The organism is Nocardia bovistercoris (assembly GCF_015674855.1).
Classification (GTDB): Bacteria; Actinomycetota; Actinomycetes; order Mycobacteriales; family Mycobacteriaceae; genus Nocardia; species Nocardia bovistercoris.
On the sequence record NZ_JADMLG010000041.1, the window covers coordinates 1 to 647 of the forward strand.

Genomic DNA, 647 nt, shown 5'->3' on the forward strand with positions numbered 1-647 from the left:
TGGGTGGCGCGGTTGGCCAGTGGTCCGTAGACGATGTAGGAGTGTCCGGTGACCCAGCCGATGTCGGCGGTGCACCAGTAGATGTCTTTTCCGGGTTTGTGGTCGAAGACGGTGTGGTGGGTGTAGGCGGTTTGGGTGAGGTAGCCGCCGCTGGTGTGCAGGATGCCTTTGGGTTTTCCGGTGGTGCCGGAGGTGTAGAGGATGAACAGCGGATGCTCGGCGGGGAAGGGTCGCGCTTCGTGTTCGGGTGAGGCGTGTGCGACGGTGTCGTGCCACCAGAGGTCGCGGTCCTCGGTCCACGGGGTCTCGATGTCGGTGCGTTGCACGACAAGGACGTGTTCGACGGTGTGGCCGGGAGCCGACAGCGCATCGTCGACAGCCGTCTTGAGTGGCGCGGGCGTGCCGCGTCGCCATTGGCCGTCGGTGGTGATGACGAGTCGGGCGGCGGCGTCGTCGATGCGTTGGCGCAGGGCGGTGGGGGAGAACCCGGCGAAGACGACGGAGTGGGTGAGTCCGAGGCGGGCGCAGGCCAGGATGGCGACGACGGCCTCGGGGATCATCGGCATGTAGATCGCGACCCGGTCACCGGCCACCAGACCGAGTTCGGTGAGGTAGTTGGCGGCGCGGGAGACCTCGGCGAGCAGGTC

1 protein-coding gene is annotated in these 647 nt (G+C 67.2%); it reads right to left on the reverse strand.

The features are described from left to right. Positions 1-647, reverse strand: a 647-nt coding sequence (locus IT779_RS37055) for an AMP-binding protein (protein ID WP_196154177.1), incomplete at both ends; no start/stop codon positions are given.